This is a genomic window from Streptomyces sp. AN091965 (genome assembly GCF_022698285.1).
Taxonomy (GTDB): domain Bacteria; phylum Actinomycetota; class Actinomycetes; order Streptomycetales; family Streptomycetaceae; genus Streptomyces.
The window spans coordinates 4,933,922-4,958,365 of record NZ_JALDMY010000001.1 but is presented as its reverse complement, the minus strand read 5'-3'; the positions used below and the strand labels follow the sequence as shown (position 1 = coordinate 4,958,365).

The 24,444-nt window shown below is 71.9% G+C and carries 17 protein-coding genes and 2 pseudogenes; 11 read left to right on the top strand and 8 right to left on the bottom strand.

The genetic code is table 11. From position 1 onward, the window contains the following. Positions 1-446 precede the first annotated feature (446 nt). The 6 genes and pseudogenes from hisC (at position 447) to MQV74_RS20895 (ending at position 11,734) form a co-directional block, all read left to right on the top strand. Positions 447-1,526, top strand: coding sequence for a histidinol-phosphate transaminase (gene hisC / locus MQV74_RS20920; RefSeq protein ID WP_242719858.1), 1,080 nt, complete (start codon positions 447-449; stop codon positions 1,524-1,526). A 418-nt stretch (positions 1,527-1,944) separates the two neighbouring features. Further along, positions 1,945-3,486, top strand: coding sequence for a cytochrome ubiquinol oxidase subunit I (locus MQV74_RS20915; RefSeq protein WP_242719856.1), 1,542 nt, complete (start codon positions 1,945-1,947; stop codon positions 3,484-3,486). Positions 3,487-3,500: 14 nt separating this feature from the next. After that, positions 3,501-4,520, top strand: a complete 1,020-nt coding sequence (cydB, locus tag MQV74_RS20910) for a cytochrome d ubiquinol oxidase subunit II (RefSeq protein WP_242719854.1) — start codon at positions 3,501-3,503, stop codon at positions 4,518-4,520. Between the two features lie 66 nt (positions 4,521-4,586). Further along, entirely contained in the window at positions 4,587-8,276 is a 3,690-nt protein-coding gene (cydD, locus tag MQV74_RS20905; RefSeq protein WP_242719852.1) for a thiol reductant ABC exporter subunit CydD, read from the top strand. A 358-nt stretch (positions 8,277-8,634) separates the two neighbouring features. Next, positions 8,635-10,347 (top strand): annotated as a pseudogene (locus MQV74_RS20900) (GAF domain-containing sensor histidine kinase); the annotation flags it as partial. A 265-nt stretch (positions 10,348-10,612) separates the two neighbouring features. Beyond that, on the top strand, positions 10,613-11,734 hold the full coding sequence (locus MQV74_RS20895) for a M23 family metallopeptidase (RefSeq protein WP_242719848.1): 1,122 nt from the start codon (positions 10,613-10,615) through the stop codon (positions 11,732-11,734). Positions 11,735-11,832: 98 nt separating this feature from the next. Here MQV74_RS20895 and MQV74_RS20890 read toward each other — a convergent pair whose 3' ends face one another. The 8 genes and pseudogenes from MQV74_RS20890 to MQV74_RS20855 form a co-directional block, all read right to left on the bottom strand. Beyond that, a complete protein-coding gene (locus tag MQV74_RS20890) occupies positions 11,833-12,717 on the bottom strand; it encodes a Cof-type HAD-IIB family hydrolase (protein ID WP_242719846.1) in 885 nt (294 codons plus the stop codon). 130 nt (positions 12,718-12,847) lie between these two features. Then, a complete protein-coding gene (locus MQV74_RS20885; protein WP_242719844.1) occupies positions 12,848-13,750 on the bottom strand; it encodes an LLM class flavin-dependent oxidoreductase in 903 nt (300 codons plus the stop codon). Between the two features lie 106 nt (positions 13,751-13,856). Continuing rightward, on the bottom strand, positions 13,857-14,303 hold the full coding sequence (locus tag MQV74_RS20880) for a hypothetical protein (RefSeq protein ID WP_242719842.1): 447 nt from the start codon (positions 14,301-14,303) through the stop codon (positions 13,857-13,859). A gap of 19 nt (positions 14,304-14,322) precedes the next feature. Then, positions 14,323-14,862: pseudogene (locus tag MQV74_RS20875) on the bottom strand (RNA 2'-phosphotransferase); the annotation flags it as partial. Between the two features lie 549 nt (positions 14,863-15,411). Then, positions 15,412-16,371, bottom strand: coding sequence for a MerR family transcriptional regulator (locus tag MQV74_RS20870; RefSeq protein ID WP_374120788.1), 960 nt, complete (start codon positions 16,369-16,371; stop codon positions 15,412-15,414). Between the two features lie 118 nt (positions 16,372-16,489). After that, on the bottom strand, positions 16,490-17,422 hold the full coding sequence (locus tag MQV74_RS20865) for a metal-dependent hydrolase (protein ID WP_242719832.1): 933 nt from the start codon (positions 17,420-17,422) through the stop codon (positions 16,490-16,492). Then, the gene (locus MQV74_RS20860) at positions 17,419-19,194 is read right to left on the bottom strand and encodes an SDR family oxidoreductase (protein WP_242719830.1); all 1,776 of its coding nucleotides are present in this window, start codon (positions 19,192-19,194) and stop codon (positions 17,419-17,421) included. The genes MQV74_RS20865 and MQV74_RS20860 overlap by 4 nt, the downstream gene beginning before the upstream one ends. Continuing rightward, positions 19,191-20,051, bottom strand: a complete 861-nt coding sequence (locus MQV74_RS20855; RefSeq protein ID WP_242719828.1) for a M24 family metallopeptidase — start codon at positions 20,049-20,051, stop codon at positions 19,191-19,193. Before MQV74_RS20855 ends, MQV74_RS20860 begins: the two co-directional genes overlap by 4 nt. Positions 20,052-20,364: 313 nt before the next feature. Between MQV74_RS20855 and MQV74_RS20850 the strand changes: the two genes are divergently transcribed. The 5 genes from MQV74_RS20850 (at position 20,365) to MQV74_RS20830 (ending at position 24,261) form a co-directional block, all read left to right on the top strand. Next, entirely contained in the window at positions 20,365-21,384 is a 1,020-nt protein-coding gene (locus MQV74_RS20850; RefSeq protein WP_242728940.1) for an ABC transporter ATP-binding protein, read from the top strand. Then, complete coding sequence (locus MQV74_RS20845) at positions 21,381-22,289, top strand: ABC transporter permease (RefSeq protein ID WP_242719826.1); 909 nt, start codon at positions 21,381-21,383, stop codon at positions 22,287-22,289. The genes MQV74_RS20850 and MQV74_RS20845 overlap by 4 nt, the downstream gene beginning before the upstream one ends. Next, positions 22,286-23,197, top strand: a complete 912-nt coding sequence (locus MQV74_RS20840; protein WP_242719824.1) for an ABC transporter ATP-binding protein — start codon at positions 22,286-22,288, stop codon at positions 23,195-23,197. The genes MQV74_RS20845 and MQV74_RS20840 overlap by 4 nt, the downstream gene beginning before the upstream one ends. 12 nt (positions 23,198-23,209) lie before the next feature. After that, the gene (locus MQV74_RS20835; protein ID WP_242719822.1) at positions 23,210-23,932 is read left to right on the top strand and encodes an ABC transporter permease; all 723 of its coding nucleotides are present in this window, start codon (positions 23,210-23,212) and stop codon (positions 23,930-23,932) included. An 89-nt stretch (positions 23,933-24,021) separates the two neighbouring features. Then, on the top strand, positions 24,022-24,261 hold the full coding sequence (locus MQV74_RS20830; protein WP_138960642.1) for an SGM_3592 family protein: 240 nt from the start codon (positions 24,022-24,024) through the stop codon (positions 24,259-24,261). The last annotated feature ends 183 nt before the right edge of the window (positions 24,262-24,444 follow it).

The following is a 24,444-nucleotide window of genomic DNA, read 5'->3' as shown; positions in this document are numbered from 1 at the left end:
GAGCCGATAGTAGGGCTCATGGGGGTGGGTAGTGCGGGCGCATATTCACCCGTTGACAGGCACGATTCTGCATGGTGATTTTCCCTCAATGACCTTAGATTGCAAGGGAGTTGGGCGTGTCGTCCAGCATCGTCCCCTTGTCGTCGCGCGGGGGCCTGCCAAATGAGCGAGGTCTCGAAGAGGTCTCAACTCACCTTCACGGGTGATGCGCGCCACGGAGTGAGCCACCGGCGCGCGCTTCCGTAGGGAGCGCCCCCTGAGATCGCGCGCGGCGGGCGTGAGCCGGGCCGCGCCCCCGGCCCGGGCCGGAGGGGCCCCGGATGCCCGTGAGGCGGGCCGCCGGGACGGCATACGTGCTGATTGGGGCCGCCAGGGCATTCGCAGCGGCCGCGAATCCTCATAAGGTGAGAATCATTGAAGGCCGGATGATCACGAGGAGGACCGCGGTGAGCGAGACGAGCCCGAGGCTGCGCGCCGAGTTGGAGGGTATTCCCACCTACAAGCCGGGCAAGCCCGCCGCGGCCGAGGGCCGGCAGGCGTACAAGCTGTCCTCGAACGAGAACCCCTACCCGCCGCTGCCGGGCGTCCTTGAGACCGCGATGGAGACCGTGCGGGCCTTCAACCGGTACCCGGACATGGCCTGCACGGGGCTGATGAGCGAGCTGGCCGACCGGTTCGGGGTGCCCGTGGCGCACGTCGCGACGGGCACCGGCTCCGTCGGCGTCGCCCAGCAGCTGATCCAGGCGACGTCGGGCCCGGGCGACGAGGTCATCTACGCCTGGCGGTCCTTCGAGGCGTACCCGATCATCACGCAGATCAGCGGGGCCACGTCGGTGCGGGTGCCGCTGACCTCCGGGGAGGTGCACGACCTCGACGCGATGGCGGCGGCCATCACCGACCGCACGCGCCTGATCTTCGTCTGCAACCCCAACAACCCGACCGGCACCGCGGTCCGCAAGGCCGAGCTCGAGCGCTTCCTCGACCGGGTGCCGAGCGACATCCTGGTGGTGCTCGACGAGGCCTACCGTGAGTTCGTCAGGGATCCGGAGGTCCCGGACGGCATCGAGCTCTACCGCGACCGGCCGAACGTCTGTGTCCTGCGGACCTTCTCCAAGGCGTACGGCCTCGCCGGCCTGCGCGTCGGCTTCGCGATCGCGCACGAGCCGGTGGCGGCCGCGCTGCGCAAGACGGCGGTGCCCTTCGGCGTCAGCCAGCTCGCCCAGGACGCGGCGGTGGCCTCGCTGCGGGCCGAGGACGAACTGCTCGGCCGGGTCGGCGTGCTGGTGGACGAGCGCACGCGGGTCCTGGAGGGGCTGCGGACGCAGGGCTGGACCGTGCCCGACACCCAGGCGAACTTCGTGTGGCTGCGGACCGGTGACCGGACCGTGGACTTCGCCGGGGTGTGCGAGCAGGCGGGCGTCACCGTGCGGCCGTTCCCCGGTGAGGGCGTCCGCGTCACGATCGGTGAGGTGGAGGCCAACGACATCTTCCTGAAGGTGGCGGAGGAGTTCCGCAAGGAGCTCTAGGCATCCGGCCGGATCTGCTCGGTCCGGCCCTGAAGCCCCGCGTGGACCCTCGTGTCCGCGCGGGGCTTTCTTGTTGCGGTCGAGAGCCTCGCAGGTGCTCGCGAAGCGGTATTTCTCCAGGTCACAGCAGGAGTGCCCCTCTGGGTCACGCATCCTCGCGAGGGTCGCGACAGGGCCGAACGGCCGCCATGAGGCCCCTGCTGATCGCTGTGGCAGGGCCGAGCGGCCCCACCCGTGAGCGCGTCGTCTACCCCGTTCCTTGCGGTAACGGGACCCCCCTTTCAAGCCTCGACAGCCAGTACGACATAATGCTTGTGAATGTGAACGCGTTCACAAGCGTGTCCCACTTGCTCCGTAGTTGTCTATGACATAAGGGGCAAACTGCCGCTATGGCGACGGCATGTAAGGAGAAGTCGACGTGGACCTGGCACTGGCGCCGGAAACCCTGGCGCGATGGCAGTTCGGCATCACCACCGTCTACCACTTCCTCTTCGTCCCCCTGACGATCTCCCTGGCCGCCCTCACGGCGATCCTTGAGACGGCCTGGGTGCGGACGGGCAAGGAGCACTACCTCAGAGCGACCAAGTTCTGGGGCAAGCTGTTCCTGATCAACATCGCGATGGGTGTCGTCACCGGCATCGTGCAGGAGTTCCAGTTCGGCATGAACTGGTCCGACTACTCACGGTTCGTCGGGGACGTCTTCGGCGCTCCGCTCGCCTTCGAGGCCCTGATCGCCTTCTTCTTCGAGTCGACCTTCATCGGCCTGTGGATCTTCGGCTGGGACAAGCTCCCGAAGAAGCTGCACTGCGCGACGATCTGGATGGTGTCGATCGGCACGGTCCTCTCGGCGTACTTCATCATCGCCGCGAACGCCTTTATGCAGCACCCGGTGGGCTACAAGATCACCGAGCGCGACGGCAAGAAGCGCGCCGAGCTCACCGACTTCGCCAAGGTGCTGTTCCAGGAGACAACGCTCGTCAACTTCTTCCACGTCATCGCGGCGACCATCCTGGTCGGCGGCGCCTTCATGACCGGCATCGCCATCTTCCACCTGCGCAAGAAGCGGCACGTCCGCACGATGCGGATGTCGCTGCGGCTCGGCCTGGTCACCGCGTTCGTCGGCACCCTGCTCACCGTCATCAGCGCCGACACCCTCGGCAAGGTCATGTACGAGCAGCAGCCGATGAAGATGTCGGCCGCCGAGGCCCTGTGGGAGTCGGAGAAGCCCGCGCCGTTCTCGCTGTTCGCCTACGGAGACGTGGCCAAGGGTCACAACGACGTCGCCATAGAGATCCCCGGGGTCCTCTCCTTCCTCGCCAAGAACAACTTCAGCGCGGAGATCCCCGGCATCAACGACCTCAACAAGGAAGCGCAGGACAAGTTCGGCCCCGGTGACTACCGGCCCAACATCCCCACCGCCTACTGGTCCTACCGCTGGATGATCGGCTTCGGCGGGGTCTCCATGGCCCTGTGCACCGCAGGACTCTGGCTCACCAGGCGGAAGGTCTGGCTCGCCCCGGAGCACCGCACGGGCGACGAGGACGTGCCGAAGCTGATGCTCACCAAGAACAAGGAGCTGGCGCCGAAGCTCGGCATCTGGTGGTGGCGCCTGTCGCAGTGGACGCTGATCTTCCCGCTCATCGGCACCGCCTGGGGCTGGATCTTCACCGAGACGGGCCGGCAGCCCTGGGTCGTCTACGGCGTCCTGAAGACCGAGGACGCGGTCTCCCCCGGCGTCTCGCAGGGTGAGGTGCTCACCTCGCTGATCGTCTTCACGCTGATCTACGCGATCCTCGCCGTGGTCGAGGTCAAGCTGCTGCTCAAGTACGTGCGCAAGGGCCCGCCCGAGCTCACCGACGCCGACCTCAACCCGCCCACCAAGATCGGCGGCCCGCCCGATGGCGGCACCGGCACGGACGCCGACGCCGACGCCGACCGGCCCATGGCCTTCTCGTACTAAGGAGCTGGGCGCACATGGAACTGCACGACGTCTGGTTCGTCCTGATCGCCGTCCTGTGGATCGGCTACTTCTTCCTCGAAGGCTTCGACTTCGGGGTCGGGGTCCTCACCAAGCTGCTCGCCCGTGACCGGACCGAGAAGCGGGTGCTCATCAACACCATCGGCCCGGTCTGGGACGGCAACGAGGTGTGGCTGCTCTCGGCGGGCGGCGCGACCTTCGCCGCCTTCCCCGAGTGGTACGCGACGCTCTTCTCCGGCTTCTATCTGCCGCTGCTGCTGATCCTGCTCTGCCTGATCGTGCGCGGTGTCGCCTTCGAGTACCGGGCGAAGCGCCCCGAGGAGCGCTGGCAGACCAACTGGGAGCACGCGATCTTCTGGACCTCGCTGCTCCCGGCGTTCCTGTGGGGCGTGGCCTTCGGCAACATCGTGCGCGGCGTGAAGATCGACGCGCAGAAGGAGTACGTGGGCAACGTCTGGGACCTGCTGAACCCGTACGCGATCCTCGGCGGCCTGGTCACGCTGACGCTCTTCACCTTCCACGGCACGGTGTTCACCGCGCTCAAGACGGTGGGCGACATCCGGATGCGGGCCCGCAAGCTCGCGGTCGTGCTCGGACTCGTCACGGCGGCGCTCGCGCTCGGCTTCCTCATCTGGACCCAGCTGGACAACGGTGACGGCAAGAGCCTGGCCGCGATGATCGTCGCCGTCGTGGCCCTCGTGGCCGCCATCGGAGCGATCCAACTCGGGCGGGAAGGCTGGTCATTCGCCCTGTCCGGCGTCACGATCGTCGCCGCCGTCGCGATGCTCTTCCTGACCCTCTTCCCGAACGTCATGCCGTCGTCGCTGAACGAGGACTGGAGCCTCACGGTCACCAACGCCTCGTCGACGCCCTACACCCTGAAGATCATGACCTGGTGCGCGGGCATCGCGACGCCCGTCGTGCTGCTCTACCAGTCGTGGACGTACTGGGTGTTCCGCAAGCGCATCGGTACGCAGCACATCGCTCCCGACCTTCCGGTCGGCGGCGCCCACTGAGCCCATGACCGCGTCCGCCGCGGCAACTGGCCCTGCTTCCCCGGTCCTTGGGAGGGTGTGTTTCACGTGAAACCAATCGACCCGCGCCTGCTCCGGTACGCCCGTGCCACTCGCTTCTTCCTGGCCGCGGTGGTGGTGCTCGGCCTCGCCGGGGCGGGGCTCGTGGTGGCCCAGGCGATGCTCATCGCCGAGATCGTGGTGGGCTCCTTCCAGCGCGGGCTCTCGGTCGGTGCGCTGCACACCCCGATCCTGCTGCTCACGGCGGTCGCGGTGGGCCGGGGGATCGTGGCCTGGCTGACCGAACTCGCCGCGCACCGGGCCAGCGCGGCGGTCAAGTCGGAGCTGCGGAGGCGTCTTGTCGAGCGGGCCGGGGCGCTGGGGCCCGGGTGGCTGACGGGGCAGCGGACAGGCTCGCTGATCAACCTGGCCACCCGGGGCGTGGACGCGCTCGACGACTACTTCTCGCGCTATCTGCCGCAGCTGGGCCTCGCGGTGGTGGTCCCGGTGGCGGTGCTCGCACGCGTCGTCACCGAGGACTGGGTGTCGGCGGCGATCATCACCGGCACGCTGCCGCTGATCCCGGTCTTCATGATCCTGATCGGCTGGGCGACCCAGGCCCGGATGGACCGCCAGTGGCGGCTCCTCTCACGCCTTTCAGGCCACTTCCTCGATGTGGTGGCGGGCCTGCCGACCCTCAAGGTGTTCGGCCGTGCCAAGGCGCAGGCCGAGGCCATCCGCAAGATCACCGGGGAGTACCGGCGGGCGACCATGCGGACGCTGCGCATCGCGTTCCTGTCGTCGTTCGCCCTGGAACTGCTCGCCACCATCTCCGTGGCCCTGGTGGCGGTCACCATCGGCATGCGGCTCGTGCACGGTGACATGGCGCTGTACGACGGCCTGGTCATCCTGATCCTCGCGCCCGAGGCGTACTTGCCGCTGCGGCAGGTCGGCGCGCGGTACCACGCGGCGGCGGAGGGGCTCGCCGCGGCGGAGGAGATCTTCGAGGTCCTGGAGACCCCTGTTCCGGCCGGAGGGAGCGCGCCGGTGCCCGCGGGCCCGCTGCGCGTGGAGGGCCTGGCCGTCCGCTACCCGGGCCGGGCGGCGGACGCCGTCAGCGGGGTCTCGTTCACCGTCGGGCGCGGGGAGACCGTCGCCCTGGTCGGGCCCAGCGGCTCCGGCAAGTCGACCCTCCTGAACGCACTGCTCGGTTTCGTCGAGCCCACCGCGGGGCGGGTGCGCGTCGGCGACGCGGACCTGGCGGACGTGTCCCTGGAGCGGTGGCGGGAGCAGGTGGCGTGGGTGCCGCAGCGGCCGCACCTCTTCGCGGGGTCCATCGCCGACAACGTACGGCTCGCGCGGCCGGACGCGGAGGACGCGGCCGTGCGGGACGCCCTGCGCGCGGCCGGGGCGCTGGAGTTCGTGGACGCCCTGCCGCTGGGGGCGGAGACCGCCCTCGGCGAGGACGGGGCCGGACTTTCCGCCGGGCAGCGGCAGCGGGTCGCCCTGGCACGGGCGTTCCTCGCGGACCGGCCCGTGGTGCTGCTCGACGAACCGACCGCCGCCCTGGACGGGGCGACCGAGGCAGGGGTCGTCGAGGCCGTCCGGCGGCTGGCCATGGGGCGGACCGTGGTGCTGGTCGTGCACCGGCCCGCGCTGCTGGCCGTCGCGGACCGGGTGGTCCGGGTGGGGACCTCCGAAACGGCGGGCTCGCGGGGGCCGTTGTGCTCGCCTGGGGCGTCTACCGGCCCGGTGTGCCACAGCGGGGAGCACGCTGTCGCTCTCGGCGAGGGCAGTGCGGTGTCCGGGGAGCGGTCGGGTGCGCGGGAGTCGGGTGAGTCGGAGTCGGGTGCGCGGGAGCCGGACGCGTGGGGTTCGGATGCGTGGGAGCCGGGAGCGCGGGATGCGGAAGCCTGGGCTTCGGACGCGCGGGAGTCGGCAGCTCGGGATGCGGAGGCGTGGGAGGAGTCCCGTCCGAAGGGCGGTGTCCTCGCGCGCGTGCGGGCCGTGGCGCGGCCCCGCAGGGGGCGGCTGAGCCTCGCCCTGCTGCTCGGCAGCCTCGCGCTGGGCAGCGCCGTGGGCCTCATGGCCACCTCCGGGTGGCTGATCTCGCGGGCCTCGGAGCAGCCGCCCGTGATGTACCTGATGATCGCCGTCACGGCGACCCGCGCCTTCGGCATCGGGCGGGCCTGCTTCCGCTACGCCGAGCGCCTGGTGTCGCACGACGCGGTGCTGCGGATGCTGGCCGACATGCGGGTCACCGTGTTCCGGCGCCTCGAACGCCTCGCCCCCGCGGGTCTGCGCGGTACGCGCCGCGGTGATCTGCTGTCCCGGCTCGTCGCCGACGTGGACGCGCTCCAGGACTACTGGCTGCGCTGGCTGCTGCCCGCCGGCGCCGCCGCGGTCGTGAGTGTCGGCGCGGTCGGCTTCACCGCCTGGCTGCTGCCGGAGGCGGGCGCGGTGCTCGCCGTCGGCCTGCTGGTCGCCGGGGTCGGGGTGCCGCTGGTCAGCGGGGCCGTGGCCCGTCGCGCGGAGCGGAAGCTGGCCCCCGCGCGCGGGGTGCTCGCCACCCGCGTGGCGGATCTGCTCACGGGGACGGCCGAGTTGACGGTCGCAGGCGCGCTGCGGCGCCGTACCGCGCACGTCCGGGACGCCGACGCCGAGCTGACCCGGATCGCGTCCCGGACCGCGAGCGCCACCGCGCTCGGCGACGGACTCGGCGCGCTCGCGACGGGCCTCACCGTGGCCGCCGCGGCGGTCGTCGGAGTCCAGGGCGTGCACGACGGACGGCTCGGCGGCATCGCGCTCGCCGTGGTCGTCCTGACGCCGCTCGCCGCGTTCGAGGCCGTGATGGGGCTGCCGCTGGCCGTGCAGTACCGCCAGCGCGTCAAGAAGAGCGCCGAGCGGGTCCACGAGGTCCTGGACGCGCCCGACCCGCTGCCGAGCCCTCGCCCGGCGTCCCCGGCCGCGCCCGGGACCGAGGAGCCCCGGGCGCCGCGCTCGCCCTTCCCGCTGCGCCTCGACGGGCTGCGGGTCCGCTACGAGGGGCAGGAGCGGGACGCGCTCGCGGGCGTGTCCCTGGTCCTCGAACGCGGCCGCCGCGTCGCCGTCGTCGGCCCCTCCGGATCCGGCAAGACCACGCTCGCCCACGTCCTGCTGCGTTTCCTCGGCGCGTACGAGGGGACGTACGCCCTCGGTGACACCGACACCTCCCGGCTCGACGGTGACGACGTGCGGCGCCTGGTCGGCCTGTGCGCGCAGGACGCGCACGTCTTCGACAGCTCCGTGCGCGAGAACCTGCTGCTCGCCCGCAAGGACGCGAGCGACGACGAGCTGTACGGGGCCCTGGCGCGCGCCCGGCTCGACGGCTGGGTGCGGTCCCTGCCCGACGGCCTGGACACGCTCGTCGGCGAACACGGGGCCCGCCTCTCCGGAGGACAGCGACAGCGGCTCGCGCTGGCCCGCGCGCTCCTAGCGGACTTCCCCGTCCTCGTCCTCGACGAGCCCGCCGAACACCTCGACCTGCCGACGGCCGACGCCCTCACCGCCGATCTGCTCGCGGCCACCGAGGGGCGGACGACGCTGCTCATCACCCACCGTCTCGCCGGACTGGACAAAGTTGACGAGGTGATCGTCCTGGAGGCCGGTCACGTCGTGCAGCGTGGCGCGTACGAGGAGCTGGTGGCCGTTGACGGACCGCTGCGGCGGATGCGGGAGCGCGAGGCGGCGGCGGACCTGCTGACGCACGCGGTCGGCTGACGCCATGGGGCCGGGCCAGGGGGTGAGGTCGAGCCTGGGGCGGGGGCCGAGCCCAGGTCCGGGGTCGGGTTCCGGGCCGTGGCCGGGGGCGGCGCGGCGGCCGATGGAGGCCCCGCCTCGGCGTGCCACGGCAAAACGGACTAACTACGCTCAAGGCATGTCCGTCCCCCCGGCCTCCGCCGCGCCGCCGCCTTCCGAAGGCACGTCGGCCCCGGCAGGCGCGGCCGGGGGCGGGACAGGGCCGTCCAGGGGCGCTGCCGACGTATCGGGCGCCCTCGGCCCGCCTGGGGCGTCGGGCCCGCCCGGACTCGCTGATCCGTCCGGCCCCACCAGCCCCACTAGTCCCTCCGGCCCCACCGACCCGCCCGACCCGGCCGAAGCCGCCGCGCGGGCCAGCCGCAGTCTTCAGGGGCTCTCCACGGAGCTCACCGCGCGCGTACCGCAGCTCCTGGAGGCGATGCGGTCCGTCGGCGCGGGCCTGGAGCTGCACACCACCCTGAACCGCATCTGTGAGACCGCGGCCCAGCTGACGAACGCCCGCTACGCCGCGATCGGCGTCGTGGCCGAGGACGGCGAGGGGCTCGCGGACTTCGTCTCCTTCGGCATCGACGAGGCCACCGCCGAGCGCATCGGCCACCTGCCCGACGGCCACCGCGGGCTGCTGGGCGCGCTCATCCACCAGCCCGAGACGCTGTGCCTCGCCGACCTCTCCACCGACCCGCGCTCCTGCGGCTTCCCCGCCCACCACCCGCCGATGCGCACCTTCCTGGGGGTGCCGATCCGCGTCCAGGGCGAGATCTTCGGGAACCTGTACCTCACGGAGAAGCGCACCGGGACGGCCCCCGGGGAGGCCGCCGAGTTCAACGACTACGACATGCACATGGTGCGGGTGCTCGCCACGGAGGCGGGCATCGCGATCGGCAACGCCCGCCTGTACGAGGCCGCCAAGCAGCGCGAGCGGTGGATCGACGGCTCCGTGGCGGTCACCACGGCGCTGCTCTCGGGCTCCGACGCGGAGGACGCCCTCGCGGTCGTCGCCGAGCAGGCCCGGCGCCTCGCGGACTCGGCGGCAGGGATCGTGCTGCTCCCGGACGACGAGGGCGGCATGGAGATCGTCGCCGTCTCCTCGGACGAGCCCAACGGGGCGCTCGGCGTCACCGTCCCTCCGGAGAGCCGCATCATCGCCGACCTCCTCGACGGGCAGGCGGTGTTCATCGACGACGCGGCCACCGACCCGCGCATCATGACGGACCTCGCGCGCGGGTACGGGCCCGTGATGATGCTGCCCCTCCAGAGCGACGGCCGGGTCCTGGGGACCCTCGTCACCCCACGCGCGCGTGGGGGACGGCCGTTCACCGAGGTGGAGCGGACGCTCGCCACCCAGTTCGCCTCGCAGGCCGCGCTCGCCCTGATGATGGCCGAGGCGCAGCGCGACCGGGAGCGGCTCGCGGTGTACGAGGACCGCGACCGCATCGCCCGTGACCTGCACGACCTGGTCATCCAGCGGCTCTTCGCCACCGGGATGATGCTGGAGAGCGCCCAGCGCAGGTCCGTGGTGCCCGAGGTGGTCAGAGGTGTCGGCAAGGCCGTCGACGAGCTGGACGTGACCATCCAGGAGATCCGCACCGCGATCTTCGCGCTCCAGCAGGGGCCCGCCGAGGCGCCCTCGGGGCTGCGGACCCGGGTCCTGCGCGAGATCAACATGGCGGCCGTGCCGCTCGGCTTCAAGCCCTCGCACCGCTTCCTGGGGCCCGTCGACACGGTCGTCGGCGAACTCACCGGCAAGAACCTCATCGCGGCCCTGCGCGAGGCCCTGTCGAACGCGTTCCGGCACGCGGGCGCCGACCGCATCGACGTCGTCGTCGACGCCACCCACGTGCTGCCCGACGGCCGCCAGGGCGTGCGCCTGACGGTGGCCGACGACGGCGTGGGCATCACCGAGGGCGGCCGCCGCAGCGGCCTGAAGAACCTCAAGCGGCGGGCCGAGTCCCTGGGCGGCTCCAGCTGGTACGGGCCGGGCATCGGCGAGGACGGGGGCGGCACGACGGTGGTGTGGCAGGCGCCGCACTGAAGCCGGGCCCGCGGTCGGCCGCTGTGGGGCGGGATCAGACGCGTAAGCCCCCACGGTGTCCGGCGCTCGGCGTGCACGCCCGAAGGCCGTGCGCCCCGACGGCCGTGCGCCCCGACGGCCGTGCGCCCCGACGGCCGTGCGGCGCTCAGGCGCGTATGGGCGGCCGCTGATCGGCGGTACGGGGGTGCGCCGTACGGGTCACCCGGTCCCCCGCGCGTACGAGTCCGCCGGGCCCCACGCGCGCGTGGGGGCAACGATCCGAGTCATGTGTGCCTGCCCGAGCCGCCTGAGCCGTCTCCACACCCGCCGCCCGCGGCGCCTGGTCGCCGTGCCGGTCCTGCTGTGCGCGCTCCTCGCCCTGGGCGCGCCGCCGCCCGCGGCCGCCGACGGGACCGACGGGCCCGGCGCCACCGACGGCCACGGCGGGTCGGGCACCAGCGCCGAGGTGGCCCGCCTCTACGAGGACGCGGCGAAGGCCACCGAGCGCTACGAGGGGGAGCGGCGCGCCGCCGACGTGCAGCGCGGCCGCGTCAAGAAGCTCGACCGGCTGCTCGCCGAGGAGCGCTACCAGGTCGCCGTCCTGCACGAGGACCTCGGCCGGATGGCCAGCGCCCAGTACCGCGCCGGCGGCGATCTGCCGCTCACCGCGCGACTGCTCCTCGCGGACAGCCCCGACGAACTGCTGCGCGGCAGGCGCGCCCTGGGCCAGGCGGACCTCGCCGTCACCAACGCCGTCGCCAAGACCCAGCGGGCCGCCGCCCGGCTCACCACCGCCAGGCGGTCGGCGGAGCGGGCGCGCGGCGTCCTCGACCGGCGCACAGCACGCCTCGCGCGCCTCAAGCGGGACATCGAAACGAAGCTGGAGTCGGCGCGCTGGACCCTCCAGGGAGAGGCCGACGCGTCCGTCGCTGCCGGTCAGTGCCGGGGCGCCGTCCGCCTGGAGCAGCCGGAAACGGCCACCACGCGCGCGTGGATGACGCCCGTGGAGACGTACGAGCTGTCCGCGGGCTTCGACAGCGCGGGCGAGCGGTGGGCGCGGCGGCACACGGGCCAGGACTTCGCCGTCGACATCGGCGCCCCGGTGCGGGCGGTGGGCGCGGGGCGGGTGGTGCGGGTCGCCTGCGGCGGGGGCTTCGGCATCGAGGTCGTGGTGCGCCACCCGGACGGCTACTACACGCAGTACGCGCATCTGGCGGCCGTGACCGTCGACCAGGGGGACGCGGTCCGCGCCGGGCAGTGGGTCGGACAGGCAGGCACGACCGGCAATTCGACCGGCCCGCACCTGCACTTCGAAACCCGCCTCACGCCGGACCTGGGCTCGGGAGTGGACCCGGTGAAGTGGCTGGCCGAGCGCGGGGTGAGCCTGGAATCGACCTCTACGGAGTGACCGCCCCCATGAGTTGACCGTCCCTAGAGGTAGATCGGTCTCTCTGGGGGGAACCGGCCCGGTCAACGGAACCAGCCCGGTCAACGGAACCAGCCCGGTCAACCGGCCTCTACGGAGAGGCGGTCCGCCAGGATGCGTTCGATGACGACGGCCACGCCGTCCTCGTTGTTGGCGACCGTACGGCCCGACGCGGCGGCGATCACGTCGGGGTGGGCGTTGCCCATCGCGTACGACACTCCGGCCCAGGAGAGCATCTCCACGTCGTTCGGCATGTCTCCGAAGGCCACGACTTCGTCGGGGGAGATGCCGCGCTCGGCGCAGCACAGCGCGAGGGTGCCCGCCTTGGTGACGCCGGGGGCGCTGATCTCCAGGAGGGCGGTCGGGCTGGAGCGGGTGATCTCGGCGCGCTCGCCCGCGGCCTCGCGTGCGAGGGCCAGGAAGTCGTCCGGCGCCATCTCGGGGTGGTGGGCGAGCAGCTTGAGGATGGGCTCGTCCGCGCAGGCGGCGTCCGCCACGAGGAGCTTCTCGGCGGGTGCCACGCTGCCCGCGGGGTCCATGCGCAGCGGCGGGTACTGCGGCTCGTGGTGCACCCCGCCGGTCCGGTCGACGGCGAAGGACGTGCCGGGGGCGGCGGCGCGGAGCAGCTCGACGACCTCCAGGGCGTTCTGCGGGGTCAGGCCCCGCACCTTGGTGAAGCGGTGCGCGCCGGGGCCACCGTGCAGATCGACGACCGCCGCGCCGTTGGCGCAGATCGCCAGGCCGTGGCCGTGGACGTGGTCGGCGACCACGTTCATCCAGCGCGCCGGGCGCCCGGTCACGAAGAAGACCTCGATCCCCGCGGTCTCGGCGGCGGCGAGCGCGGCGACCGTGCGCTCGGACACGGACTTGTCGTCGCGCAGCAGCGTGCCGTCCAGGTCCGTGGCGATCAGCCGGGGCGGGACGGAGGGGGCCGGGGTCCGGGGCCGGGCGGTAGCTGAGGTCACGTAGCTGATTGTCCCGCATATGCGCGCACGGGTGTGTGGCGGGGCGCACATGTGAGTACGACACGCCCCCGCACGCCCCGCCCGTACCCCGGGCTACGGCGGACGAGCCCCCGTCCCCCGCCGTCGTCGGCTACAGCTGTGCCAGTGCCTCCGTCGCGATGCGCTCGAAGACCTTCTGGTCCGCGGCGAAGTCCGTGCCCGGCAGCGGCCAGTGCAGCACGATCTCGTCGAAGCCGAGCGCGGCGTGCTTGCCCGCGAACTCCACGAAGGCGTCGAAGGACTCCAGCGGCCGGTCCGGCGTGAAGCCGGTGAGCAGGATCTTGTCCAGCTCGCCGGGGTCGCGGCCGGTCTGCTCGCAGGCGGCGCCGAGGCGGTCGACCTGGCCGCGGATGGCCTCCAGGGACTCCTCGGGGGTGCCGGTGGCGAAGATCTTCGGGTCGCCGGTGGTCACCCACGCCTGGCCGTACCGGGCGGCGAGCTTCAGGCCGCGCGGCCCCGTCGCGGCCACCGCGAACGGCAGCCGGGGGCGCTGCACGCAGCCCGGGATGTTCCGTGCCTCGTGCGCCGCGTAGTGCTCGCCCTCGTAGGTCACGGCGTCCTCGGTGAGCAGCCGGTCGAGCAGCGGCAGGAACTCTCCGAAGTGGTCCGCGCGTTCACGGGGTGTCCAGGGCTCCTCGTCGGCGCGGCGCAGCGCGGTGGCGTCGAAGCCGTTGCCGCCCGCGCCGATGCCGAGGGTGATCCGTCCGTTCGACACGTCGTCCAGCGTGATCAGTTCCTTGGCGAGCGTGACCGGGTGCCGGAAGTTGGGCGAGGTCACGAGCGTGCCGAGGCGGATGCGCTCGGTGGCGGCCGCGGCGGCGGTCAGCGTGGGCACCGCGCCGAACCACGGGCCGTCGCGAAAGGTCCGCCAGGACAGGTGGTCGTAGGTGTACGCGGTGTGGAAGCCCAGCTCCTCGGCGCGCTGCCAGCGCTCCCTGCCGCCCTCGTGCCAGCGGGTCACGGGCAGGATCACGGTGCTCAGACGCAGACTCATGTGATCGAGCCTACGGCGGCCCCCGGCAGGCCCCGCCCCGCCCGCCGGACGCCTGCGCGGGCCCGGCCACGGCCTCTGCCAGGCACTTCGCTCCGTGCCCGGGGCTTCAGCGGACCTTTCCGCTGAGCCAGGGAGTGAGCGAGATCATGGGGATGAGCTCCTTGTACGTCGCGTCCCCGGGCAGCGGCACGACCAGCCAGTAGCCGGGCGGGAAGCGCCGCCCCTTGACGTACGCGAGGCCGCCGAAGACGGACCGCAGGAAGGGCGGCACGTGGTCGCGCGGCACGTCGTGGCACTCGACGCCGTCGACGTCTATCAGGGCGTCGTCGTCCGGAAAGAGCCGCACGGACACCCGCGGGGACCCGCCGAACTCCACGAACGCCTCGTGCGGCAGCGAGCCGTCCGCGTCGGTCGTCACGGCGACACCGGCCGCGGTGCGGCGGGAGGTCCGGTCGGCGCCTATGTCATGGCCGACCTCGATCTCCAGGCCGTACTCGCGGGCTATCTCCCGCAGTGCCCTCACGGCGGCCTCGGTGCTGTGCAGATGCTCCATACCCATCGATCTTGCCGGGTCAGTCCGGCGCGGGAAAGCGCAGATAGCGGGCGGGCACAGCGGCGGTGAGCCAGACGCCGTTGGCGCTGACACAAAAGACGTGGCCGTCGCGGTGCATCGCGCCGGAGTCGACGGTCAGGACGACGGGCCGGCCGCGCCGCGCGCCCACGCGCGTCGCCGTCCCGCGGTCGGGCGAGAGGTGCACCGCGTGCCGGGTCATCGGCCGCAGGCCCTCGGCGCGGATCGCGGGCAGATGGCGGGCCACGGTGCCGTGGAAGAGCCGCGGGGGCGGGGCGGCCGGGGGCAGCTGGAGGTCCACGGCGACGGAGTGGCCCTGGTTGGCGCGGATCCGGTCGCCGTCGACCGTGAACCGCTGCTTGTCGCTGGCGGCCACCACGTGGTCGAGCTCGGCCCGGGTGAAGCGGAACCCATGGGCGGCGGCGGCCGCGATCAACGTGCCGATGTCCACCCAGCCACCGTCGTCGAGCGTGATCCCGATGCGCTCGGGCTGATGGCGCAGGTGCTTCGACAGGTATTTCGACACCTTTACGGTGCGCTGGCTGTCGGGAGGGGCCTTTGCGCTGCGCTGGCTGTCGGGAGGGGCCTTTGCGCTGCGCGGGCCGTCGGGACGGGCCTTTGCGGTGCGCTGGTCATCGGAAGGCGCGTTTGCGGTGCGGGGGCTGTCCAGAGGTGCCTCTGCGGCGTGCTGGTCGTCCAGAGGGGCTTTTGCGGTGACCGGCCCGTGGGGAGCGGCTGTTGCGGCGCGGGGGTTGTCCGGGGGCGCCTCCGCGGTGCGCTGGCCATTCGCAGGCGCTTCTGCGGTGTGCTGGTCGTCAACAGGGGCCTTTGCCGCGCGCGGGCCCGGGCAGTCCGGCGGCTCTTTTACGGTGTGCTCGCCGCCCGGCGGCGCCTCCGCGGCGGCCCGGGCGTCCGGAGGTCGGCCTTCCGGGGCTTGTCGTTCTTTCATCTCTTCAGCGTCGCGGTCCACCGTTCTCCACGCACTCGGTTTTCTGCCATCGACTTTTCATCGTGGAATTCGGCTTTCCATGTTTGATCCACAGACAAGTGCAGTTATCCACAGGTGACTTGGAAATTCTGTGGACAACTCTCAGGCGGAAGGCGTCTTTTGGTCAACTATGCCGGAATCAACCCTACTTGCCGCGAGTGCGTCCAATGTCCGTCCATGGAGCTCGCGTTCGGCGGCCGCCGTGATGAAGGCCGCCACGTTCTCCTGCCCAACCAACGCCTGGACCGCGTCCATTGTGCTGGCGGGCAGTGCCACGTACTGCGGCTCGGCAGGCTGTCGCGGAGGCTCCTCGGCGGCCAGGTGGCGGCGGAGGTTCCGGGTGGCGAACAGGCGCATGGCACGGGCCAGTTCCGCGTCGACCGACTTCTGCGCGAGCGGCCTCAGCCTGCGGATGAGAGAGGCCGCCTCCGCCGCGTCCGCCTCGCTCGGCGGATGGTTTCCCAGATACCGCGCGAAGACGTGCTCATTGGTGAACTCCAGGAAACGCGCCGCTATGTGCTCGACCTGACCCCGCAACTCCCGCAAATGGCCCGAGATCGCCGACAGCGGAACACCCGCCGCGTGCAACTCCGCCGCTACCGCAAGCTCTTGAGGGCTCGGCACCAGGAACTCGTCATCGGTGTCCGGCAGCGGCTCCAGTACGCCGAGCGCCACGGCGTCCGCGACCGCGGCGGCGTCCGGAGTGCCGCCGAAGGCCGCCTCCAGCTCCGCCCGGGTGATCCGGTCGGCCTTCTCGTCCGTCCACGGCCCGTCGACCTCGGCGACCAGGCCGAGCACACCGCCGAGGCCCCGGCCCGCGTCCCAGGCCTCGAGCAGCTCCTTGATGGAGGCCAGGGTGTAGCCCCGGTCGAGCAGGTCGGCGATCTGCCGCAGCCGCGCCAGATGGGCGTCGCCGTACACATTGGACCGCCCGCGCCGCTCGGGCCGGGGGAGCAGACCGCGGTCCTGATAGGCCCGGATGGTGCGCACGGTGGCTCCGCTGTGGTGGGCGAGATCCTCTATGCGGTACTCCACCAGGGGCGTGCCCGGCGGCGCCTCCACCCAGGGCGTGCCCGTCGGCTCCACCCGCGGCGCGCCCGTCGCCGATGCGCGGGCTTCCTCCCTGCGTCCGTCCAACGCTCCCCCGTCCTTTCCCGGTGGCACCCGGTCGTGCTCGGCGCTACGCGATGGCCGCGCGCCCGGCCGCCGCCACCGCGGCTCGCGCGGCGGGCGACCACGCCAGATACTCGACGGCCCTGCGCAGCGACCCCTCCTGCGACGGATGGTACGACCGCCGCAGATAGCGGGGCACGGCCGCGCCTATCCGCCGCCAGGGCGGCAGCAGGCCCTTCTTGACCGCCCTGTGGTGCGCGAGCAGCGAATACCGCAGCCGCCCCGCGAGCCGCGGATCGTGGCGGACGAGATACGCGGCGCCCCAGAGCCACAGGTACAGCATCACGGGGGCCGTGACCGCCATGCCCGCCGCCCGGCGGACGTACCGGGGAGCGCCGGTGCCGCCGCAGTGCTGGTACATGTCGAAGGCGACCGCGCGGTGCTCGACCTCCTCCGCGCCGTGCCAGCGCAGCAGGTCCAGCATCACCTCGTCCGCCCGGGCCCGGTCGAGCCCCTCCGCGTGCAGCACCCAGTCGCCGAGCACGGCCGTGAACTGCTCGATGGCCGCGACGATCGCGAGCCGGAAGCGCAGCCACTCCTGCGTGGCCACGGGCGCGCCCAACGGCGGCCGCTCGCCGAGGAGCTTCTCGAACAGGAAGTCCACGTACTTCGTGAACCCGGTGGTGTCCAGGCGCTGCGCGGCCAGGTGATCGAGCACGTACGCGTGCTGCACGCTGTGCGTGGCCTCCTGCCCCATGAACCCCTTGACGTCCGCGCGCAGCACCGGATCGGTGATCAGCGGCAGGCCCTCCTTGAAGACCTTCACGAACCAGCGCTCGCCCGCCGGGAGCAGCAGATGCAGGACGTTGATGACATGGGTGGCCGTGGGCTCGTCCGGGATCCAGTGCAGCGGGGTGGCGTCCCAGTCGAACGCGACCCGGCGCGGAACGATCGTGTAGTGCTCCTCGGAGGGCGGTGGGGTGCCGTGCTCCCTGCTCACAGCGGTGGCTCCAATCGGGCCAGCGCGCGCAGGGCCCTGGGCGAGAACCGGGACATGAGGTGGGCGCCGCGTGCCTCCGGGGTGACCGGCACCACGGCCTGATTGCGGGCCACGGCACGCAGCACGGCGTCGGCGACCTTCTCCGGCGGGTAGTTGCGCAGGCCGTAGAGCCGGGCGGACCTCTTCTGGCGGCGGGCCTCCTCACTGGCGGAGACCCCGGCGAAGCGGGCCGTCGCTGTGATGTTCGTGTTCACGAAGCCCGGGCAGATGGCGGAGACGCCGATGCCCCGGCCCGCGAGCTCGGCGCGCAGACACTCGCTGAGCATCAGGACGGCCGCCTTCGACGTGCTGTACGCGGGCAGCGCGCGCGAGGGCTGATAGGCCGCCGCCGACGCGGTGTTCACGATGTGGCCGCCCTGGCCGCGCTCGGCCATCTGCTTGCCGAAGAGGCGGCAGCCGTGGATGACGCCCCACAGATTGACGTCCAGGACCTTCTTCCAGTCCTCGGCGCTGGTGTCGAGGAAGGAGCCGGACAGGCCGACGCCCGCGTTGTTCACCAGGACGTCCACCACGCCGTACTCCGTGGCGACCTTCTCGGCGAGCTTCTCCATCGCCTGCTCGTCGCTCACGTCGACCGTCTCGGCCCAGGCCGCGGGGGCACCGACGAGCCGGGACAGCTCGGCGGTGCGGGCCGCGCTCTCCGCGTCCCGGTCGACGGCCACCACGCGCGCGCCCGCCTCGGCGAACGCGAAGGCCGTGGCCCTCCCGATGCCGCTGCCCGCGCCCGTGACGAGCACCAGCTGGCCGGAGAACCTCTCGGCGTACTTGCCCGGGGCCCCGGCCGCGCTCGTCACCGGCGGCACGCCGTCCTCGTGGGTGGTGACGAACTCGGTGATCCAGGAGGCCAGTTGGTCCGGGCGGGTGCGCGGCACCCAGTGCTTGGCGGGCAGCGTGCGCCGGGTCAGCTCCGGGGCCCACTGGTCCAGGTCGTCGTACAGCCGCTGGGACAGGAAGGCGTCGCCGGTCGGCGTGATGAGCTGCACCGGCGCGTGCGCGTACGCGTCCGGGCGGGGGCGGCGCAGTCGGGCGCGGACGTTGTCGCGGTAGAGCCAGGCGCCGTGCGCCGCGTCCGTCGTCAGGGACGGCGTGGGGTAGCCGTCCGCGGGCACCTTCTCCACGCGCTGGAGGATCTTCGGCCAGCGTCGGCCGAGCGGGCCGCGCCAGGCCAGCTCGGGGAGCACCGGGGTGTGCAGCATGTACACGTACCAGGACTTGGCGCCCTGGTTGACGAGCTGGGCTGCCCGGCGCGGGGTGGGCCGGGACAGGCGCTTCTTGATCCAGTGCCCGAAGTGGTCGAGGGACGGGCCGGACATCGACGTGAAGGACGCGATCCGCCCCTGGGTGCGCTGGACCGTCACGAACTCCCAGGCCTGCACCGAGCCCCAGTCGTGGCCCACCAGGTGCACCGGCTCGTCCGGGCTGACCGCGTCGGCGACCGCGAGGAAGTCGTCCGTCAGCTTCTCCAGCGTGAAGCCGCCGCGCAGCGGCTTGGGGGCCGTCGACCTGCCGTGGCCGCGCACGTCGTACAGCACCACGTGGAAGCGCTCGGCCAGGCGCGTGGCGACCTCGGACCACACTTCCTTGGAGTCCGGATAGCCGTGCACGAGCAGCACCGTGGGCCGCCCGGTCTCGCCCAGCTCGGCTACGCACAGCTCCACTCCGCCGGTGCGCACCCAGCGCTCGCGCGCGCCCTTCAGATCCACGGTCGTCATACGGCAGCCCTCTCAGCGTCTTCCACGGACCAGCGCCGCACGTGCGGCAGATCGTCGTCCAGCCAGAACGCGCTCTCCTCGGGGTCCTTGGAGTCGGTGACGACCAGGATCTCCTCGAACTTCGCCCCCGTGCCCCGGAATCCGAGGTGCGGCTCGACCGCCCACAGGCCCGGCTGCGGCGGGTGGTCGGAGAACTTGTACGGCGACCACAGGGGCGACCAGCCGTCCCGGTGGCCGTGCAGCGCGTCGCTCGCGAGGCCCTTCAGGGACTGAGTGCCGAAGCCGAACACGTGCGGCGAGAAGCGGCGCTCCTTGACCCGGTCGACCTTGTGCGCGATGACGCCGAAGGGATAGGCGCGATGGCGGTTGGCATAGCCCTGGCGGACCATGAGCCGGTCCACGTGTTCGTAGATCTCGCGCAGCGGGCGGCGCTCGCGCACCTCGCGCAGGATCAGCTCCCGGTGCGCCCGCAGGTCGGCGAGGAGCCGGTCGTGCACCGGATTGAGCCCGAGGCAGCCGGAATAACCGATGTCGGCCGTATAGCCCTCGAACACCGGGGCCATGTCGAGGATGAACGGCATCCCCGGCTCCAGCCTGCGGTGGGTGGGGAAGAACTGCAGCGGCACCCGGAAGTTCACGAACGCCGTGCGGTCGCCGAACCAGGCGAAGGGCAGGTGGAACCAGTCCCGCACGCCTCGCTCGCGCAGCCACACCCGCTGCATCCGCGCCGCCTCGCGCTCCGTCACCCCCGGCTTGAGCTGGGCGGCGACCGCTTCCGCGCATTCGTACGCGAGGGTCTGCACGCGGCGGAACCCCCGCAGCTCCGCGGAGAGTTCACCCTTCACTGCTGAGGTCATGCCACCGTCCGTCCCGTGTCCGGTCCACGCCCGCCGGGACGGCATCCCGACGCGCCGCGTCACCGTGCCGTTCCCGTACGCGCTCGTAACTTGACACTGATGAATGTGACAATGCTTGGCGGCTGCGTCAATAGGTCTGCGTGAGCCTTCGGGACAGGTCCGGAAGAACCCTGAGGGGGCCTCCGGGGGAACCCCCAAGGGTTCGACTTCCGGACGACCCCTACGGGCCCGTAATACTCGAGAGTGAGGGCGGAGACAGCCTGTGGAGTGACGCCCCGGTGTGGTCCGCGCCACTACCGTCGAACACGTGACTGTGATCGCGACCGAAAGCCTGAGCAAGCGGTTCCCGAAGGTGACCGCGCTCGACCGGCTGACCTTGGACATCGGACCCGGTGTGACCGGACTCGTCGGAGCCAACGGCGCCGGCAAGTCAACGATGATCAAGATCCTGCTGGGTCTGTCCCCCGCCACCGAGGGCACCGCGTCCGTGCTCGGCCTCGACGTCGCCACCAGCGGCGGCGAGATCCGCGAGCGCGTCGGCTACATGCCCGAGCACGACTGCCTGCCGCCCGACGTCTCGGCCACCGAGTTCGTCGTCCACATGGCGCGCATGTCCGGCCTGCCGCCCGCCGCGGCCCGCGAGCGCACCGCCGACACCCTGCGCCACGTAGGGCTCTACGAGGAGCGCTACCGCCCCATCGGCGGCTACTCGACCGGCATGAAGCAGCGCGTGAAGCTCGCCCAGGCGCTCGTGCACGATCCCCAGCTGGTCTTCCTCGACGAGCCGACCAACGGCCTCGACCCCGTCGGCCGCGACGAGATGCTGGACCTGATCCGGCGCGTGCACACCGACTTCGGCATCTCCGTCCTGGTCACGTCACACCTCCTCGGCGAGCTGGAGCGCACCTGCGACCACGTCGTCGTCATCGACGGCGGCAAGCTCCTGCGCTCCAGCTCCACCACGGACTTCACGCAGAGCACCGCGACCCTCGCCATCGAGGTCACCGACAGCGACGAGCACCCCGACGGCACCGGCGCGCTGCGCGCGGCCCTGCACGCCCACGGCGTGACCACCCACGACGACGGGGGCGGGCTGCCCGGCGCGGGCCACATCTTCCTGCTCGACGCCACGGACGAGGCGACGTACGACCTCGTCCGGGACACCGTCGCCGACCTCGGCCTCGGCCTCGTCCGCATGGAACAGCGCAGGCACCACATCGCGGAGGTCTTCCGCTCCCAGGACGAGCCGCAGCCGGAGCAGGTCTCCGAGCGCGCGGCCGCCTGGGCGGCGACCGCGGCCGCCGCCGAGCAGACGGGAGGCGGCAAGCGATGACCGCCGAGTCGACACGGGCGCGCGACGCCGACTCCACCCAGATCCACAACATCGGATACCGCACCTACGACGGCCCCCGCCTCGGCCGGGCCTACGCCACCCGCTCGCTGTACTCGCAGAGCCTGCGCGGCGCCTACGGCCTCGGCCGCTCGGCCAAGTCCAAGGTGCTCCCGATGATCCTTTTCGGGGTCATGTGCGCCCCCGCACTGATCATGGTCGCGGTCGCCGTCGCCACCAAGGCCGACGAACTGCCCGTGGACTACACGCGCTACGCGGTGCTCCTCCAGGCCGTCATCGGCCTCTACTTGGCGGCGCAGGCCCCGCAGACCGTCTCCAGGGACCTGCGGTTCAAGACCGTGCCGCTGTACTTCTCCCGCCCCATCGAACGCGTCGACTACGTACGCGCGAAGTTCGCGGCCATGGCGTCGGCCCTGTTCGTCCTCACCGCGACGCCGCTGATCGTGCTCTACGTAGGCGCCCTGTTGGCGAAGCTGGACTTCGCGGAGCAGACGAAGGGGTTCGCCCAGGGGCTCGTCTCCGTCGCCCTGCTGTCGTTGCTCTTCTCCGGGATCGCGCTCGTCATCTCCGCCGTGACGCCCCGCCGCGGCTTCGGCATCGCCGCCGTCATCGCCGTGCTCACCATCTCCTACGGAGCGGTGTCCACCGTCCAGGCCATCGCGCACGAACAGGGCGGCAACGGCACGGCCATCGAGTGGCTCGGCCTGTTCTCGCCGATCACTCTCATCGACGGAGTGCAGACCGCCTTCCTCGGCGCGACCTCCTCGTTCCCCGGGAACGAAGGCCCCTCGGCGGGAGTGGGCGTCGTCTACCTCCTCCTCGTTCTCGCCCTCGTAGCGGGCAGCTACGCCGCTCTCATGCGCCGCTACCGGAAGGCCGGACTATGACCACGATCAGCATCGACCACGTCTCACGCTGGTTCGGCAACGTGGTGGCCGTCAACGACGTCACGATGACCATCAGCCCCGGAGTCACCGGCCTGCTCGGTCCCAACGGCGCCGGGAAGTCCACCCTCATCAGCATGATGGGCGGCTTCCTCGCCCCCTCCACCGGCTCCGTCACCCTCGACGGAAAGCCCACCTGGCGCAACGAGGAGATCTACAAGCACCTCGGCATCGTGCCCGAGCGCGAGGGCATGTACGACTTCCTCACCGGCCTCGAATTCGTCGTCGCCAACGCCGAGTTGCACGGCCTGGGCAAGAAGGCGGCCCAACGGGCCCTCGCCACAGTCGAGATGGAGTACGCGCAGGACCGCAAGATCTCCACGTACTCCAAGGGCATGCGGCAGCGCGTGAAGATGGCCTCCGCGCTCGTCCACGAACCGTCCGCGCTGCTGCTCGACGAACCCTTCAACGGCATGGACCCGCGCCAGCGCATGCAGCTCATGGACCTGCTGCGGCGGATGGGCGACGAGGGCCGCACCGTCCTGTTCTCCTCCCACATCCTCGAAGAGGTCGAACAGCTCGCCTCGCACATCGAGGTGATCGTCGCGGGGCGGCACGCCGCGAGCGGCGACTTCCGGAAGATCCGCCGTCTGATGACGGACCGGCCGCACCGCTACCTGGTGCGCTCCAGCGACGACCGTGCGCTCGCGGCCGCGCTGATCGCCGACCCGTCCACCGCGGGCATCGAGGTCGACCTCAAGGAGGGCGCGCTGCGCATCCAGGCCGTCGACTTCGGCCGGTTCACCAGCCTGTTGCCGCGTGTCGCGCGCGAACACGACATCCGGCTGCTCACGGTCTCGCCCTCGGACGAGTCCCTAGAGTCGGTCTTCTCCTACCTCGTCGCGGCCTGAAAGGGAGCCATCGTGTACGACCCCACTGTCGCCCGGCTCACCTACCGGGCCCTGCTCGGCCGACGCCGGGCACTGATCCTCTTCGCCCTGCCGCTGCTGCTCATCGTGATCGCGGCCGCGGTGCGCGGCTTCAGCGGCGCCGACGACCAAGTGGCCTCCGACCTGCTCGGCGGCTTCGCGCTCGCCACCATGGTGCCGATCATCGGCGTCATCGCGGGCACCGGCGCCATCGGGCCCGAGATCGACGACGGCTCCGTGATGTACCTGCTGTCCAAGCCGGTCAAACGCCCCACGATCATCGTCACCAAGCTCACCGTGGCCGTCGCCGTCACCATGGCGTTCTCTGCGGTCCCGACGCTCATCGCGGGCCTGATCCTCAACGGCAACAGCCAGCAGGTCGCCGTCGCCTACACCATCGCCGCCCTGGTCTCCTCCATCGCGTACGCGGCGATCTTCCTGCTGCTCGGCACGGTCACCCGGCACGCCGTGGTCTTCGGGCTCGTGTACGCGCTCGTCTGGGAGGCCCTCTTCGGCTCCCTGGTCTCCGGGGCCCGCACGCTGAGCGTCCAGCAGTGGTCGCTCGCCGTGGCCCACAAGGCCGCCGACGGGGGCCAGCTCGTGACCTCCGACGTGGGCCTGCCCGCCGCCGTGATCCTGCTGGTCGTGGTCACGGCCGGGGCCACCTGGTACGCGGGCCAGAAGCTGCGGACCCTGACCGTCGCCGGGGACGAGTAGTCCCGGCGAGCCGCCTTGACGGCGCCTTCACCCTCCTGCCGGGACACTGGTGGGAGGGGGATGCGCAGGAGTGCCTAGGAGGTGCCGCGATGGCATCGGACGAGGGACGGGGCGACGGTCCCGGGAGCGACGCCTGGGACGAGGTGGTCCTCGACGACGACTTCATACGGTCCGCCGAGACCGCCGAGCCCTCCGCGCGGGCCCGGATGCTCACCGCCCGCTGGCGGCAGCAGGCCCCCGAGCCGCAGCCGTGGCGGTCCGACGAGCCGCCCGCCGGGTGGTTCTTCAGCCGGGCCCGCAAGCGCAGGCGCAAGCGGCGCGAGGGCTGAGCCCGGGAGCGTGCCCGGATCGGCCCGCGAGAAATTCGGTGGCGGGCAACCACGCGGCCCGGCACAGTAGTTGTGTCACCACGCGCCGGAAGCCACCAATCCGGCGTTCTCCTACCGGGAGTGAAGCCGACGGTCCGCAAGGGGCGTCGCGCTTCCGGCAGGGCGGTCCGCGGCAGGCTCCGG

What these genes read in the sequence shown, in the direction of transcription:
- MQV74_RS20855 (WP_242719828.1), bottom strand. Translation starts at nt 20,051, where the DNA reads ATGACCTCAGCAGTGAAGGGTGAACTCTCCGCGGAGCTGCGGGGGTTC.
- MQV74_RS20880 (WP_242719842.1), bottom strand. Translation starts at nt 14,303, where the DNA reads ATGGAGCATCTGCACAGCACCGAGGCCGCCGTGAGGGCACTGCGGGAG.
- MQV74_RS20895 (WP_242719848.1), top strand. Translation starts at nt 10,613, where the DNA reads ATGTGTGCCTGCCCGAGCCGCCTGAGCCGTCTCCACACCCGCCGCCCG.
- MQV74_RS20885 (WP_242719844.1), bottom strand. Translation starts at nt 13,750, where the DNA reads ATGAGTCTGCGTCTGAGCACCGTGATCCTGCCCGTGACCCGCTGGCAC.
- MQV74_RS20840 (WP_242719824.1), top strand. Translation starts at nt 22,286, where the DNA reads ATGACCACGATCAGCATCGACCACGTCTCACGCTGGTTCGGCAACGTG.
- MQV74_RS20845 (WP_242719826.1), top strand. Translation starts at nt 21,381, where the DNA reads ATGACCGCCGAGTCGACACGGGCGCGCGACGCCGACTCCACCCAGATC.
- MQV74_RS20830 (WP_138960642.1), top strand. Translation starts at nt 24,022, where the DNA reads ATGGCATCGGACGAGGGACGGGGCGACGGTCCCGGGAGCGACGCCTGG.
- cydB (WP_242719854.1), top strand. Translation starts at nt 3,501, where the DNA reads ATGGAACTGCACGACGTCTGGTTCGTCCTGATCGCCGTCCTGTGGATC.
- MQV74_RS20860 (WP_242719830.1), bottom strand. Translation starts at nt 19,194, where the DNA reads ATGACGACCGTGGATCTGAAGGGCGCGCGCGAGCGCTGGGTGCGCACC.